This window comes from Cupriavidus malaysiensis, assembly GCF_001854325.1.
Lineage (GTDB): Bacteria > Pseudomonadota > Gammaproteobacteria > Burkholderiales > Burkholderiaceae > Cupriavidus > Cupriavidus malaysiensis.
On record NZ_CP017755.1, the window covers coordinates 1,847,219 to 1,861,490 of the forward strand.

Annotated in this window: 12 protein-coding genes; 9 read left to right on the forward strand and 3 right to left on the reverse strand. The window is 69.8% G+C overall.

Going from position 1 to position 14,272, the window contains the following annotated elements:
• Positions 1–5: 5 nt before the first annotated feature.
• From BKK80_RS27720 to BKK80_RS27740, 5 genes are read left to right on the forward strand one after another with little or no spacing between them, the layout of a single operon-like run.
• Positions 6–2,429, forward strand: a complete 2,424-nt coding sequence (locus BKK80_RS27720; protein ID WP_071072120.1) for an MMPL family transporter — start codon at positions 6–8, stop codon at positions 2,427–2,429.
• Positions 2,426–3,292, forward strand: a complete 867-nt coding sequence (locus BKK80_RS27725) for a polysaccharide deacetylase family protein (RefSeq protein WP_071019937.1) — start codon at positions 2,426–2,428, stop codon at positions 3,290–3,292. The genes BKK80_RS27720 and BKK80_RS27725 overlap by 4 nt, the downstream gene beginning before the upstream one ends.
• 57 nt (positions 3,293–3,349) lie before the next feature.
• The gene (locus BKK80_RS27730) at positions 3,350–4,570 is read left to right on the forward strand and encodes a beta-ketoacyl-[acyl-carrier-protein] synthase family protein (RefSeq protein ID WP_071072122.1); all 1,221 of its coding nucleotides are present in this window, start codon (positions 3,350–3,352) and stop codon (positions 4,568–4,570) included.
• Positions 4,567–5,379, forward strand: coding sequence for a beta-ketoacyl synthase chain length factor (locus BKK80_RS27735; RefSeq protein ID WP_071072124.1), 813 nt, complete (start codon positions 4,567–4,569; stop codon positions 5,377–5,379). The genes BKK80_RS27730 and BKK80_RS27735 overlap by 4 nt, the downstream gene beginning before the upstream one ends.
• A 19-nt stretch (positions 5,380–5,398) precedes the next feature.
• On the forward strand, positions 5,399–5,845 hold the full coding sequence (locus BKK80_RS27740; RefSeq protein ID WP_071022533.1) for an ApeP family dehydratase: 447 nt from the start codon (positions 5,399–5,401) through the stop codon (positions 5,843–5,845).
• Between the two features lie 98 nt (positions 5,846–5,943).
• Here the strand turns inward: BKK80_RS27740 and fahA are convergent, their stop codons facing one another.
• The 3 genes from fahA to BKK80_RS35900 form a co-directional block, all read right to left on the reverse strand.
• The gene (gene fahA / locus BKK80_RS27745) at positions 5,944–7,212 is read right to left on the reverse strand and encodes a fumarylacetoacetase (RefSeq protein WP_071019929.1); all 1,269 of its coding nucleotides are present in this window, start codon (positions 7,210–7,212) and stop codon (positions 5,944–5,946) included.
• A gap of 145 nt (positions 7,213–7,357) precedes the next feature.
• A complete protein-coding gene (gene hmgA / locus BKK80_RS27750) occupies positions 7,358–8,686 on the reverse strand; it encodes a homogentisate 1,2-dioxygenase (RefSeq protein ID WP_071040013.1) in 1,329 nt (442 codons plus the stop codon).
• Positions 8,687–9,333: 647 nt separating this feature from the next.
• Complete coding sequence (locus BKK80_RS35900) at positions 9,334–9,717, reverse strand: helix-turn-helix domain-containing protein (RefSeq protein WP_083384510.1); 384 nt, start codon at positions 9,715–9,717, stop codon at positions 9,334–9,336.
• Between the two features lie 274 nt (positions 9,718–9,991).
• Here BKK80_RS35900 and BKK80_RS27760 point away from each other — a divergent pair, with 274 nt between their 5' ends.
• From BKK80_RS27760 to BKK80_RS27775, 4 genes are all read left to right on the forward strand, one after another.
• The gene (locus BKK80_RS27760; protein ID WP_071019921.1) at positions 9,992–10,627 is read left to right on the forward strand and encodes a TetR/AcrR family transcriptional regulator; all 636 of its coding nucleotides are present in this window, start codon (positions 9,992–9,994) and stop codon (positions 10,625–10,627) included.
• Between the two features lie 139 nt (positions 10,628–10,766).
• A complete protein-coding gene (locus BKK80_RS27765) occupies positions 10,767–11,723 on the forward strand; it encodes an alpha/beta fold hydrolase (protein WP_071072126.1) in 957 nt (318 codons plus the stop codon).
• A gap of 134 nt (positions 11,724–11,857) precedes the next feature.
• On the forward strand, positions 11,858–13,207 hold the full coding sequence (locus BKK80_RS27770; protein WP_071019916.1) for an amidohydrolase: 1,350 nt from the start codon (positions 11,858–11,860) through the stop codon (positions 13,205–13,207).
• 320 nt (positions 13,208–13,527) lie between these two features.
• Positions 13,528–14,217 (forward strand): GntR family transcriptional regulator, encoded by a 690-nt coding sequence (locus BKK80_RS27775; RefSeq protein ID WP_071019913.1) that lies wholly within the window; start codon positions 13,528–13,530, stop codon positions 14,215–14,217.
• The last annotated feature ends 55 nt before the right edge of the window (positions 14,218–14,272 follow it).

Sequence of the window (14,272 nt, forward strand, 5' to 3'; positions counted from 1 at the left end):
CACCTATGAACGCCTCGTCCGGCCCGCTCTCTTCCGCACCGGCACCGCGCCGGCCACGCCTTGCCGTCTGGTTGTGGCTGGCGCTGCTGCTGGCATGCGCCCTGGTAGCCTCGCGCAGCCGTTTCACGGCCGATCTCTCGGCCTTCCTGCCGCGCGCGCCGAGCACCGAGCAGCAGGTGCTGGTCGACCAGCTGCGCGACGGTCTCGTTTCGCGCCTGATCCTGGTCGGCATCGAAGGCGGCGACAGCGCAGGCCGCGCCACGCTGTCGCGCGCACTGGGTGCGAGCCTGCGCGCCGACCAGCGCTTCTCCGCCATCAGCAACGGCGAGCCGGTCAATCGCGAGGCCGACCAGCGTCTGCTCTACGGCCACCGCTACCTGCTCAGCCCGGCGGTGACGCCCGAGCATTTCTCACAGGAGGGCCTGCGCGCTGCCGTGGCGGACTCGCTCGACCTGCTGGCCTCGCCCGCCGGCCTGTTTACCAAGTCACTGCTGCCGCGCGATCCCACCGGCGAGATGGCCACGCTGCTGGGCCAGTTCGACGCCGACCGCAGCGTGCCGATGCGCGACGGTGCCTGGGCCTCGCGCGATGGCCGGCGCGCAGTGCTGCTGGCGCAGACAGCCGCCGCGGGCGCCGACACCGATGCGCAGGAACAGGCCATCGCCGCCATCCGCACGGCCTTCGCCCAGGTCGCCAGCCGGCAGGAACTGCCCGCCAGTGCCGCCCCCTATCGGCTGCTGATGACCGGGCCGGGCGTGTTCTCGGTGCAGACGCGCGATACCATCCGGCACGATGTCGAACGCTTGTCGACCACGGCGCTGGCCATCATCGCCGGCATGCTGCTGCTCGTCTATCGCTCGCCGCGCACGCTGGCGCTCGGCATGGTGCCGGTGCTCACCGGCGCGCTGGCCGGGGTCGCCGCCGTGAGCCTGGGCTTCGGCGGCACCGTGCACGGCCTGACGCTGGGCTTCGGCACCACCCTGATCGGCGAGGCGGTGGACTATTCGATCTACCTGTTCGTGCAGTCGGCCCACGCCGACAGCCGCGACCCGCGCGAGTGGGTGCGCCGCTTCTGGCCCACCATCCGCCTCGGCGTGCTGACCTCCATCTGCGGCTTTGCCTGCCTGCTGCTGTCCGGCTTTCCCGGCCTGGCGCAGCTCGGCGTGTACTCGATCGCCGGGCTTGCCGCCGCCGCGCTGACCACCCGCCATGTGCTGCCGCAACTGCTGCCGGCAGGCTTCCGCCTGCGCGACGTCAGCGCGCTGGGCGGCCGCCTCGCGCGCGCCGCGGCGGCGGCGGGGCGGTTGCGCTGGTGCGTGGTAGTGCTGCCGCTCGTCGCGCTGGCCATGCTCTGGCAGCACCCCGGCACGTTGTGGAATCCAGAGCTCTCTTCGCTGAGCCCGGTGCCGAAGGACGCACAGGCCCTCGACAGTTCGCTGCGCGCCGACCTGGGCGCGCCCGACGTGCGCTATCTCATCGTGCTCGATGGCCCCGACCGCGAAAGCGTGCTGCAAGGCGCGGAGCGCGTCGGACGTGAGCTCGACGGCCTGGTGGCGCAAGGCGTGCTGACCGGCTACGAGACGCCCGCGCGCTACCTCCCCAGCGAAGCCACCCAGCGCGCCCGCCAGGCCAGCCTGCCGCCGCGCGCGGAACTGGCGCAGCGGCTGGCGGCCGCCGTGGCCGGCCAGCCGGTCAAGGCGAGCCTTTTCACCCCCTTCCTCGACGACGTCGAACGGGCCCGGCAGGCGCCGTTGCTGCAGGAGGACGACCTGCGCGGCAGTTCGCTGGCGCTGGCCGTCAGCGCCCTGTTGCGCCATCAGGGCGGGCGTTGGAGCGCCACCTTGCCGCTGCGCGCCAGCGGCACGCCCGAGGCGGCGCCGGTGCGGGCGGCGCTGGCGCGCGCCGGCGTGGCCGGCGCGCTCTTCGTCGACCTCAAGGGCGAATCCGACCGCCTCTACGACAACTATCTGCGCGAAGCCATCCATCTGGGCCTGGCCGGCTTTGCCGCCATCGTGCTGCTGCTGGCGGCGGCGCTGCGCTCGCCGGCGCGCGTGCTGCGCACGCTCGTCCCGCTGGTTGCCGCCGCTCTCGTCGTCGCCGCCGCCTTGACCTTCAACGGGCGCCAGCTCAGCCTGCTGCACCTGGTGGGCATGCTGCTGCTGGTGGCGATCGGCTCGAACTACGCGCTGTTCTTCAACCAGCGCGCGGACGGCACGGCGACCGGCCCGTCGCCGCACACCCTGGTTTCGCTGGTGCTGGCCAACCTCGCCACCGTCGCCGCCTTCGGCCTGCTGGCCGCTTCCAGCTTGCCGCTGTTGCAGGCCTTCGGCCTGACGGTGGCCCCCGGCGCCGTGCTCGCGCTGCTTTTTTCCGCCATGCTGGCGGCGCCGCGCCGCCGCGGCGCGCGCACAACGGGAGGGCGGTCATGAGCGGCGCCCCCACCATGCTGGCGGGGGTCCGCCCCTGGCGCCCGTCCGGCCTGCTGTATGCGGCCGCGGCGACCCATGTCGGGGCCCTGGGCGCGGTACTGCTGGCGCCCGCCACGCTGCCCTGGGCGGCCGGCGGCGTTGCCGCGTCACACCTGCTGATGGCCGGTGCCGGCCTGTGGCCGCGCTGTGCCTGGCTCGGCCCCAACCTGCGCCAGCTGCCGCCGCAGGCAGAGGACTGCATCGCCCTCACCTTCGACGACGGCCCCGACCCGGAGCTGACGCCGCGGGTGCTGGACTGGCTGGCCCGCCATGACCTGCGCGCCACCTTCTTCTGCATCGGCGCGCGAGCCGAACGGCATCCCGCGCTGGTGCGGGAGATCGCCCGCGCCGGACACGCGGTCGAGAACCACAGCCAGCATCACTCTCACCGCTTCTCCGTGTCGGGCCCAGGCTGGATGCGCGCCGAGATCGCATCCGCCCAGCAGGTGCTGGCGGAGCTGGCGGGCACGGCGCCGCGCTTCTTCCGCGCCCCCGCGGGCCTGCGCAACCCCTTCCTGGAACCGGCGCTGTGCGGGCTCGGCCTGAACCTGGCGAGCTGGACCCGGCGCGGCTTCGATACCTTGCCCCGTGCCCGCCCCGAGCGCATCGCCGCCCGCCTGCTGCGCGGCCTGGCCGCGCGCGACATCCTGCTGCTGCACGACGGCCACGGCGCGCGCATGGCAGGCGGCACGCACACGCTGCCGGCGGTCCTGCCCCATGTGCTCGCCGCGGTGCAGGATGCCGGGCTGCGCTGCGTCACCTTGCGCGAGGCCTTCGCCGCTCCCGCCATCGCGCCCACGCGCCCGGAGGACGGGCAGGCCTGAGCTGCCGAGGCCCTTTGCTACAATTCAATGACCCCCGCAACCCGGCAAGTCCCCCCAGTGTCTCCCCTTCTGGTCTCCCATTTCACGGCCACCAGTTGCCTGGGCCATGGTCTCGACGCCATGAGCGCGGCCCTGCGCGAAGGACGTAGCGGCCTGGCACCGTGCTGCTTCAGCGATGTGGCGCTCGATACCTATGTCGGCGAGGTCGCTCAAGTGGATAGCGTGCGGCTGCCGCCGGCGCTGATGGCCTTCGATTGCCGCAACAACCGCCTGGCGGAGCTGGCCCTGGCCCAGGACGGCTTCGCGCAAGCCGTGTCGAGCCTGGTGGCCCGCTACGGCACGCACCGCATCGGTGTCTTCGCCGGCACCAGCACCGGCGGCGTGCTCGAGACCGAGCTCGCCTACCGGCGGCGGGACGCGCTCACCGGTGCGTTGCCGGCCGGCTTCGAGTACGCCAAGGCGCACTCGTCGTTTTCGCTGGCGTCCTACCTGCGTGCGCGTTTCGGCCTGCAGGGGCCGGCCCTGGGGATTTCCTCGGCCTGCTCCTCCGGCGCCAAGGTCTTCGTTTCGGCGCGGCGCATGATCGAGGCCGGCGTGATCGATGCCGCCCTGGTTGGCGGCGTGGATTCACTGTGCCACACCACGTTGTACGGATTCAGCTCGCTCGAACTGGTCTCGCGCCAGGCCTGCCGCCCCTACGATGCACACCGTGACGGCATTTCCATCGGTGAAGGGGGGGCTTTCGCACTGCTGGAGCGTCCGGCGGCACATGGCGCAGAACTTCCGGGCGACGCCATCCTGCTGCTCGGCATCGGCGAGTCCAGCGACGCCCACCATATGTCCGCGCCGCATCCCGAGGGACTGGGCGCGCGCCTGGCGATGGCGCAGGCCCTGGTCTCGGCCGGCCTGCAAGCCGGTGACCTTGACTACGTTAACCTGCACGGCACCGCCACCCGCAGCAACGACGCCGCCGAAGGACGCGCCATGCTCGACCTGCTGCCGCGCACGCCCTGCAGTTCCACCAAGGGCGCCACCGGCCACACGCTGGGCGCCGCCGGCACCATCGAGGCGGTGGCTTGCGCGCTGGCCCTGCGGCACGGCCTGCTGCCCGGCAGCGCCAATACCACCGTGCTGGATCCTGCCTTGCCGCTCGCTTACCTGCTGCGCAGCCGCCGCGCGCCGCTGCGCTTCGCTCTATCCAATGCCTTCGGATTCGGCGGCACCAATTGCAGCCTGCTGTTCGGCCGTGCCGACGCCGTGGCGGGAGGGCGCGCATGAAACTGAGCGCCTGGATCGATGGCATCGGGCTGATCGGCCCCGGCCTGCCGGACTGGCCCCACGCGGCGGACATCCTCGCCGGGCATGCCGCTTACCACCCGAAGCGCACCGAAGCGCCGCCGCCGGCCGCGCTGCCGAGCGCCGAACGACGGCGCAGCGGCCCGGGCGTGCGCGTGGCGCTGGACGCGGCGAGCGAGGCGGTGGCAGCCAGCGGATGGCAGGCTGACGCATTGCCCGCCGTCTTCGCCGCCTCGGGCCCCGACGGCTACAACTATCACGCTATCTGCGAAACATTAGCCGGAGAGGATCGCTCCCTGTCGCCAACCCGCTTCCATAATTCGGTTCACAATGCGGCGGCGGGCTATTGGAGCATCGCCTGCGGCGCGATGACCGCGTCCAATGTGCTGACTGCCCACGATGCCAGCTTCGGCGCCGGCCTGCTCGATGCGATGAGCCTGCTTGCCTGCGACGGCGGGGCTTGCCTGCTGGTGGCCTACGACACGGACTATCCCGAGCCGCTGCGCACGCATCGGCCGATTCCCGACTGCTTCGGGCTGGGACTGGTGCTGGCTGCATCGGCCGGACCGCATACGCTGGCCCGCCTCGACCTGGCATGGAGCGCAGAGGCCGCGACCACACTGGCCGAGCCGGCGCTGGAGATGCTGCGCAGCGGCGTGCCGTCGGCACGCGCCCTGCCGCTGCTGCGCGTGCTTGCCGGCGGCAGCGGTGGCAGCGTCGTGCTGGACTATCTGGATGAACTGCGGTTGCGCGCCACGGTCACGCCCCATGGAGCAGACGGTGCAGGCTGAACCGGCCGCGCGCAGCGGCATGCCGGCGGCACCATTGCCGCACGAATGGATTGCGGCGCGGATTCCCCACCACGGCGCCATGTGCCTGCTCGACAGCGTCCTGGAACTCGATGCGGACCGCATCGTCTGCAGTGCGCGCAGCCATGCCGATCCGGCCAATCCGCTGCGCGCGGCCGGCAGGTTGGCTGCGGTCTGCGGCATCGAGTATGCGGCGCAGGCGATGGCCGCGCACGGTGCGGCGCTGCGCGCCGGCGGCGGGCGCCCTGCCCTGGGCTATCTCGCCAGCGTGCGCAAGCTTGCCATGCACGTCGAACGCCTCGACAACATCGCCGCGCCGCTGCGCATCGAGGCAGAACGCGCCGGCGCGGACGGCGATCGCGTGCTCTACCTGTTCACGCTCAGCGCAGACGGACGCTGCCTGCTGGAAGGCCGGGCCGCCGTGTTGCTGGAAGTACCGCGCCCCTGAATGCAGCGATGGGCGCGGTGGGGCGCGGTGATGGATGCAGTGATGGGCGGCGGCGGGCCGCCCATTCCCTTCAGCGGCAACAGCCGCTTCAGGCTCGCTCAGGCAGCGATGGCCGGCAGGATGCGGCCACGCACCTCGCCGAAGCCGATGCGATAGCCGTCGCCCTGGCACCAGCCACGCATCACCACCTCGTCGCCATCCTCCAGGAAGCCGCGCTTGGCGCCGCCAGGCAGCGTGACCGGCTCGGCGCCGTTGCGCGTCAGTTCCAGCAGGCTGCCATAGGAATCCGGCGTGGTGCCGCTGATGGTGCCGGAGCCCATCAGGTCGCCGACGCGGACATTGCAGCCGGACACCGTGTGGTGGGCCAGTTGCTGCGCCATGGTCCAGTACATCGCCTTGAAGTTGGTGCGGCTGATAGTGGCGGCGTCTTCCGCGCCGTCGGCGCGCAGCAGCACCTCCAGGTCGATGTCGTAGGCGTTGCGGGCCTGCTGGCGCAGGTAGGACAGCGGCTCGGGCGATTGCGCCGGGTTGTCGCGGCGGAACGGCTCCAGCGCTTCCATCGTCACCACCCAGGGCGAGATCGACGTGCCGAAGGTCTTGCTATTGAACGGTCCGAGCGGCACGTATTCCCATTGCTGGATATCGCGCGCGCTCCAGTCGTTCAGCAGCACCATGCCGAACATGTGCTCCGGTGCGGCCGCGGTGCTGACCGGCGCGCCCAGCGCCGAATCCTTGCCGACGATGAAGCCCATCTCCAGTTCGAAGTCCAGCTTGCGGCAGGGCCCGAACAGCGGGCGGGCCTCGTTCGGCAGCTTGATCTGGCCGTTGGGACGGTGCAGCTCGGTACCGCTGACCACCACCGAGCTGGCGCGGCCGTTGTAGCCGATCGGGATCTCCAGCCAGTTCGGCAGCAGCGCGTTTTCCGGGTCGCGGAACATGCGGCCGACGTTGGTGGCGTGCTCCTTCGACGAGTAGAAATCGGTGTAGCCGGGAATCTGCACCGGCAGGTGCAGGGTCACCCAGCTGGCGGGCGCCAGCGCGGCGGCGCGCAGCGCGGGATTGCCTTCGAGCGCCTTGTCGTCGCCCGACAGCAGCGCGGTCAGGCGCTGGCGCGTCTCGGACCAGACCGGCTTGCCCAGCGCGATGAAGCGATTCAGGCTGTCGCCGTCGAACGCGCCCTTGGCGGCGGCAGGCAGCAGGCCGGCTTCGTCGAGCACTGCCAGGTCGAGCACCATATCGCCGATGGCCACGCCCACGCGCGGGGTCTTGCCGTTGGCCGAGAAGATGCCGTACGGCAGGTTCTGCAGCGGAAAATCGGTCTGGCCGTCGTTGGCGGATTCGATCCAGCTCGTCTTGCGATCAGTCATTTGGGGCTCCGGAAAATGCGGCCGGCATGGCGCCTGGGGGCGGCGGCCATGCCGAGGACTTCAGTCTGTCTGGGTTATGTCGGGCCGGGCACCCGCAGCGCGGGCGCCTGCCTCGGCGCTGGTGCAGCGCCGGTTCCATGCTCGTTCAACGCTGGTTGGGATTGAAGTGTTTCTTCAGGCCTTGCCAGCAAGTGTAGTAGTCGGGCTGCAGGTTAGCGGATTCCGCCGCGTAGCGGGTCGGACGGATCACCCCGGGCGTCTCGAACATGAAGGCCATGGTGTCGGTGATCTTGTGCGGCGCGCTGGTGTCGGCGGCGCTGGCACGCTCGAAAGTCTCCGCATCCGGACCGTGGCCGCTCATGCAGTTGTGCAGGCTCGCGCCACCCGGCAGGAAGCCTTCGGCCTTGGCATCGTACACGCCGGCGATCAGGCCCATGAACTCGCTGGCGATGTTGCGGTGGAACCAGGGCGGGCGGAACGAATCCTGCATGGCCAGCCAGCGCGGCCCGAAGATGACGAAGTCGATGGTATCGACGCCTGGCGTGTCCGACGGCGATTGCAACACCAGGAAGATCGACGGATCCGGGTGGTCGTAGCTGATCGAGCCGATCGTATTGAAACGGCGCAAGTCGTATTTGTACGGGGCGTAGTTGCCGTGCCAGGCCACTGCGTCAAGCGGCGAGTGGCCGATATCGGCGCGCCACAGATTACCCTGGAATTTCGCCACCAGTTCGAAATCGCCCTCGCGGTCTTCGTACCAGGCCACCGGCGTGAGGAAATCGCGCGGGTTGGCCAGGCCGTTGGAGCCGATCACGCCCAGGTCGGGCAGCTTGAACAACGCACCGTAGTTCTCGCAGATATAGCCGCGCGCCTCGCCGTCCGGCAGTTCCACGCGGAAGCGCACGCCGCGCGGAATCACGGCGATCTCCTGCGGCTCCACTTCCAGCCGGCCCATCTCCGTCGCCAGCAGCAGGCGCCCCTGCTGGGGCACGATCAGCATCTCGCCGTCCGCGTTGTAGAAGAAGCGGTCCTGCATCGAGCGGTTGGCCAGGTACAGGTGGATGCCGCAACCGCTCATCGCCTCGGGACCGCCATTGCCGCCCATGGTGATGATGCCGTCGATGAAATCGGTCGGCGCGGCAGGCATCGCTTCGGGGCTCCAGCGCATCTGGTTGGGCGAAGCCGGTACTTCATCGAAGCGGCTCAGCCAGCGCGTCTGCGCCATCTGCGTGAAGGGACTGTGCAGCGCCGCCGGGCGGATCCGGTAAAGCCAGGAACGGCGGTTGTGCGCACGCGGGGCGGTGAAGGCCGTGCCCGACAACTGCTCGGCATACAGGCCGTACGGAGCACGCTGCGGGGAGTTCTGGCCGACCGGCAGCGCGCCGGGCAGTGCCTCGGTGGCGAACTCGTTGGCAAAGCCGGACTGATAGCCGTCCGCAGCGGACTGCGCCGCCATCGATTGGGTCTGGGTCATCTCGTCTGTCTTCCTCTATCTCGGTGAATCGGCGCGCCGGCGCCGGTTTCGGGTCAGGCCGCGCGGCCCCGCTCCCGTGGAGCGCGCCATGGCGGCCCGTCACCCCGCTGCCTTGAGCCGGGGACACCCGCCTGATGCCTCACACGAAATTACGTATTCCGTAATTGATTTACTATATCGTAATCCTCGCTGGCAGCGCCTGTCAAACGATGCCGGCGGACGCCTCGCCGGACGGGCTGTTGAGCCAAAGCATAGGCGCAGCCATCCGCGGCCGCGACGGAGCCGGCACCGCCCTGCGGGCGGAAGGCGCAGGGTACTGATGCCGCCAGGCAAGCCAGTGCGGTCAGCGTGGAAATGTGTGGAGGAAGCAGTGCGGGGCCTGCGTCAGCAGGCGTACGGCGGGAGAGGGAAAGCGGTACGGCGGGGCACGACACGAACCGGCGCGCGGAGCCGGCACAGCAGCGCCGCACCGGCACGGCGGTCGGCAAGGAGACCTGCGCCGCATCGGCGGCGTGTACCCGCCACAGGTGTCGAGCCACCTGTGGCGAGGCAAGAGAACGGAAACGAGGCGGCCAGCCACCCCGCCCTGTCAAGGACGGTGTGGCAGGAGACCCCATGCGGGGCCTGCCTGCCGGCTTCTCTGTCTCTTAGAGGGGCTTGTGGCCTTCGCCGGGGGCGGAACCGAAGCCGCCGGGGCTCGGCGTGGCCGCCGGCGCCACGGGGGCGACCGTCGGCGCGGGACCGGCCATCGAGGCCACCGTCACGCCGCCGTTGCGGCTGGCGATGAAGGCATTGACTTCGGCAGCAAGTTGCTGCGGCGCCAACACCACTTCCAGTCCAAGCGCCTCGCATGCGGCCAGGAAAGTTGACATACGCGGGTCAGCCTGACCCGATTCCGCCCGCAGGTACGCTTCCCGGGAAATCCCGGCCTTTCGGGCGACATCTTCCTGCTTGAGCTTGCGCGCTCGGCGCAGGGCCCGCAGTTGCCGGAACGGTTCGCTAGCGCCACGTGGCACGGCTGTACTGTTCATATCGGTCTCCAGTCACCAGTTGAAAAAGTGCGCGGACGTGCATTCGAGTATAGAGCACGCAAGGCATTCCGTATGTAATTGCGGCAACACTTTGTGCAGATTTCTTCTGATCCCTGCACGGCGCGTCGAAAACCGCACATATAGACGCTTTGAAAGGGCAAATTCAGCACAAATCTACACTTCCGCCCCGTCTCTAACGGGACAGTGGATCACTCGTTGACCGCAAATTCGTTACAACACTTTACAAAACGACCGGTCGTGCTATTCTGGCGCCATGTTGAAAGGTCAACTGACACGCACTGCCATCCTCGAGCAAGCCTTCGAGACGGCCGCCCGCATCGGCTTCGATGCGCTCTCCCTCGCCACCCTGGCCCAGGACACCAGCATGTCCAAAAGTGGCCTGTACGCGCATTTCAAGTCGAAGGAAGCGCTGCAGCAGGCGGTGCTGGAACTGGCCACGGAGCGCTTCGCCACCATGGTGGTACGTCCTGCCCTGCGCGAGCGGCGCGGCGAAGCGCGCCTGCGTGCCCTCTTCGAAGGGTATCTGGCGTGGATCTGCGGTTCCGCCACGCGGGGCTACTGCCTGTTCATGGCCCTGGGACAGGAATACCGGGACCGGCCGGGACCGATCCGCGAGCGCGTAGTGCAGGCGCTGGGCGCCTGGCACGGCGTGATCGCGCGCGTGGTGGAGGGGGCAATCGCGGTCGGCGAACTGCCGCCCGACACCGATGCGCGCCAGTTCGCCTTCGAGATGGTCGGCATCGGCATGTCCTTCCAGCAATCGTTCCAGCTGCTCGGCCGCGCCGACGCGCAACTGCTGGCCCGCGATGCGTTCGACGGCCTGCTGGCACGCTCGCGCCTCCCCAAGGGCCGGCCATCTGGGCGTCATCAGGTGGCAGCACGAGTGTGAGGTAGACGGCCCTCGCCACCAGGCGAGGGTCCTGCCTCGTTTTTTTAACCCGAAAATAGCACGACCGGTCGGTCTTTACAGCAGGTACCCGGAGCACCGGCCCGCACCTGCGCAGCATCCACCCCTTGGAGGTAGTGACGTGTCGGATTCCCTCTCCTCGCGCGCGCCGCAGGGCCGCGCCTCCGCCCGGCCGGACGCAGCGGCGGCCTGGCAGCAACTGGGCTGGCAATTGGCCGGACTGGTCTACCCGCAAGGCGTCGCACGGGCTTTCGAGCGCGCCTGCTTCGAGCCCCCGCCCCCGCGCTACGACGCGGCCGCGCAGTCGCTGCTCGACAGCGCACGCGCGGACTGGGCCCTGGTGACCGGCCAGGGTGGCAGCCGCCGCATCCGCGTCTATCGCTGGGGCAGCCGCGGCCCGACGGTCCTGCTGGCGCACGGATGGGGCGGCCATGCGGGCCAGTGGCATGCCCTCGTGCCCGCTCTGCTGCAGGCCGGCTTTCGCGTGGCCGCATTCGATGCCTTGTGCCACGGCGCCTCGGATGCCGGCGCGCAGGGGCCGCGACGGTCCGCCTTGCCGGAGATGGCGCGCGCACTGCTGGCTGCTGCCTGGCATGTCGGCCCGGTCCACGCCGTGGTAGCGCACTCGCTGGGCGGCGCGGCTGCCGCGCAGGCGTTTCGCGAGGGCCTGCTGCCCTCGCATGCGGTCCTGATCGGCGCGCCGGCCGACATGTTCCGTGCGGTCTCCGCGCAGGCCTGGCGCCTCGGCATCGGACCTGCTGTCGTGCAGCGCGTACAGCAACATGCCGAACAATGGATGGGCATGTCCTGGTCCGCCTTCAACGTGCCGGCGGTCGGTCGCGAGCGCCAGGTACCGCGCACGCTGGTGGTCCATGATCGCGGCGACCGCGAGGTCGCCTGGGAAGACGGCGCGGCCATTGCCGGCGCCTGGCCTGGCGCCCGTCTCCATACCACCGACGAACTCGGCCACCGCCGCATCCTGCGCGACCCCGATGTGCTGGCCCGCGTGGTGGCCTTCCTGGCGCCCGATGCGGTGGCCGGCAAGGCCGCGCCACTCGCCGAGGCCGCGCAGGCCTGAGCAGGATGCCACCGGCGGCCGCGTTGACAGCTGGCGATGCCGCCGCCAATACTCTGGCGCTGGATGCGCAGGCCAGAGCCGGCCCGTAGCGGCCACCACGCGCACCAGCCATGATCGACGAGGAGACAACCCGCATGAGCCATCGCCGCCGAGCCGTGCAGCTCGCCTGCACCGCCCTGCTGACCCTTTGTGCCGCATCCGCCGGCGCCCAGGACAGCGGCGCCATCGACCCCATGGCCGCCCGCCAGGCGGTCGACGCCCAGTTGAGCGCCATCTATCCCGACCTGGACGCACTTTACAAGGATATCCACGCCCACCCCGAACTGGGCTTCCAGGAGACGCGCACCGCCGCCACACTGGCGCGCGAAATGCGCCGCCTCGGCTTCGAGGTCACGGAAGGTCTCGGCAAGACCGGCCTGGTCGCCATCTACCGCAACGGCAGCGGTCCGACGGTGATGGTGCGCACCGAGCTCGACGCCTTGCCGATGGCGGAAAAGACCGGCCTGCCCTATGCCAGCCAGGTGGTGACCGACTGGAACGGCAAGCCGACGCCGGTGGCGCACAGCTGCGGCCATGACATCCACATGGCGGCCTGGGTCGGCACGGCGCGCACGCTGGTGGCGCTGAAGGAACGCTGGCACGGTACGCTGATGTTCGTCGCGCAACCCGCCGAGGAGCTGGTTTCCGGCGCGGAATCCATGCTCAAGGCGGGCCTGTTCACCCGCTTCGGCAAGCCTGACTATGCCTTCGCCTTGCACACCGCGCCCGCGCCGGTCGGCATGATCGGCTTCAACAGCGGCGCCGTCACGTCGAATTCAGATGGGCTGGAGGTCCGCTTCAAGGGGCGTGGCGGCCATGGCTCGGCCCCGGACAAGACCATCGACCCGATCATGATGGGCTCACGCTTCGTGGTCGACCTGCAGAGCGTAGTCAGCCGCGAGAAGGACCCGCAGGAATTCGGTGTGGTGACCGTCGGCGCCTTCCAGAGCGGCACGGTAGGCAACATCATCCCTGACGAGGCCATCGTGCGCGGCACGATCCGCTCCTACAAGCCCGAGGTGCGTGAAGGACTGCTGGCCGGCGTGCGGCGTACCGCCAGGGCGGTGGCCGACATGGCGGGCGCCCCGGAGCCGGAAGTACGCATCGAGGCCGGCGGCAAGGCGGTCAACAATGATGCGCAACTGGTCAGCCGCACCGAAGCCGTGCTGCGCGGCGCCTACGGCAAGAACGTCATGCACGTGCCGCCGATCACCGCCAGCGAAGATTTCTCGGACTTCGTCAATGCGGGCGTTCCGTCGATGTTCTTCTTCGTCGGTGTCTACGATCTCCAGCGCTATCTCGATTCGCGCAAGCCAGGTGCGGCGCCGCTGCCGTCGAACCATTCGCCCTACTTCGCCCCGGTGCCGGAGCCGTCGATCAAGACCGGCGTCGGCGCCATGAGCCTGGCCGTGATGAACGCACTGACGCTGCCCAAGACCAACTGACGGCATCCGGCCCGCGCGATTCGGCTTGGCGGGCACGCCGGCGCTTGCGGCTGTCTTCGCCACGGCCACGGCCAGGGACGCTGCTGGCGTTCAGGGGGCCGGCGGAGGGCGGCGAAGACGCTCTCCGCCGCATAAGGTGCGGGTGGAAAAATCCCGGCCGTTAATTGAATTAGATAGCCAAGAAATAGCCCGCGCCCGCACCTCGCGCCGTCATGCCAGCCGCCCTGGCCGACGCCCGTTTGGCCGTCATTCACACGCAATGATGTGCTGTGCGCGCAAGCGGGTATCATCGCTGGCACAAGACCAGAAACGCTTTGCCAATGATTCCTGCCGAACTCACCGCCACCGATGGCGGTACCAACGCTTCCCTGCCGCGCGCCGAGCGCGCCTACCAGCAACTGCGCGCGGCCATCCAGGCCGGCCAGCTCGCCCCCGGCACCCGCCTGCGCGAAGTCGAACTGGCCGAGTCGCTCGGCCTGTCCCGTACCCCCGTGCGCGAAGCGCTCTCCCGCCTCGAATCGGAAGGCCTGGTGGTCAACGAACCCAATCGCGGCATGATGGTGACGCAGCTCGACGCCAGCATGGTGAGCGAGCTGTACGTGATGCGGGAAGTCCTGGAGGGTACCGCGGCGGCGCTGGCGGCCCGCCACGCCACCGATGTGGAGCTGTCTCTGCTGCGCGATATCGTCGAGCGCGACCTGGCGATTGCCGACGATCCCGTGCGCCTGGCGGCCAACAACCGGCTGTTCCACGAAACGCTGCATCGCTGTGCGCACAACCGCTACCTGCTCAAAACGCTGCGCTCCCTGCACGAATCCATGGCCCTGCTCGGCCGCAGCACGCTTGCGGTGCCGGGACGGGCACACGCCTCGTACGAGGAGCATGCCTCCCTGGTAGCGGCGCTGGAACAGCGCGATCCGGCCCTGGCCGAGCAGATCATGCGCCGGCACATCCAGCAGGCCTACAAGGTCAGGCTGTCGCTGTGGATCGAAGAGCAGGCCGGGAGCTGAAGACGGCGCCGGGCGCGTCCCGGCGCATATGACAAAGCCGGCCGGACACCTCGCG

Excerpts from the sequence above, each read along its gene's own strand:
- BKK80_RS35900 (WP_083384510.1), bottom strand. The coding sequence starts at position 9,717 with ATGAACAGTACAGCCGTGCCACGTGGCGCTAGCGAACCGTTCCGGCAA.
- BKK80_RS27760 (WP_071019921.1), top strand. The coding sequence starts at position 9,992 with ATGTTGAAAGGTCAACTGACACGCACTGCCATCCTCGAGCAAGCCTTC.
- BKK80_RS27740 (WP_071022533.1), top strand. The coding sequence starts at position 5,399 with ATGCCGGCGGCACCATTGCCGCACGAATGGATTGCGGCGCGGATTCCC.
- hmgA (WP_071040013.1), bottom strand. The coding sequence starts at position 8,686 with ATGACCCAGACCCAATCGATGGCGGCGCAGTCCGCTGCGGACGGCTAT.
- fahA (WP_071019929.1), bottom strand. The coding sequence starts at position 7,212 with ATGACTGATCGCAAGACGAGCTGGATCGAATCCGCCAACGACGGCCAG.
- BKK80_RS27735 (WP_071072124.1), top strand. The coding sequence starts at position 4,567 with ATGAAACTGAGCGCCTGGATCGATGGCATCGGGCTGATCGGCCCCGGC.
- BKK80_RS27725 (WP_071019937.1), top strand. The coding sequence starts at position 2,426 with ATGAGCGGCGCCCCCACCATGCTGGCGGGGGTCCGCCCCTGGCGCCCG.
- BKK80_RS27720 (WP_071072120.1), top strand. The coding sequence starts at position 6 with ATGAACGCCTCGTCCGGCCCGCTCTCTTCCGCACCGGCACCGCGCCGG.
- BKK80_RS27775 (WP_071019913.1), top strand. The coding sequence starts at position 13,528 with ATGATTCCTGCCGAACTCACCGCCACCGATGGCGGTACCAACGCTTCC.
- BKK80_RS27770 (WP_071019916.1), top strand. The coding sequence starts at position 11,858 with ATGAGCCATCGCCGCCGAGCCGTGCAGCTCGCCTGCACCGCCCTGCTG.